Below are 301 nucleotides of genomic sequence, written 5' to 3' on the forward strand. Positions count from 1 at the left end.
CGTTACATTATAAGTTACACTCGTATTACCACCCTCACATAAAGCAGGAGCAGTAAGTGCACTAATATCTGTAGCTTGCGGATCACAACCACCAGTTACACTAAAACCAGCAATCCAATTAGCAAAGGCTGTATCTAAAGCCGCTTGATCAGCAAAGTTACAAGCATTCACAGTAAGATCTTGAACATCACTAATTGTTAACGCATCAGCAGGAGTTACTGTAAATGTAGCTGTATCTTGTCCAGACTCACATAAGTCCGTTACATTATAAGTTACACTCGTATTACCACCCTCACATAAA

1 protein-coding gene is annotated in these 301 nt (G+C 39.5%); it reads right to left on the reverse strand.

Going from position 1 to position 301, the window contains the following annotated elements; translation table 11 throughout:
- Positions 1 to 301, reverse strand: a 301-nt coding sequence (locus tag ACH5TW_RS00150; RefSeq protein WP_439334447.1) for a hypothetical protein, incomplete at both ends; no start/stop codon positions are given.

The sequence above is a fragment of the Thalassobellus sediminis genome, assembly GCF_044386045.1.
GTDB classification, from domain to species: Bacteria; Bacteroidota; Bacteroidia; order Flavobacteriales; family Flavobacteriaceae; genus Thalassobellus; species Thalassobellus sediminis.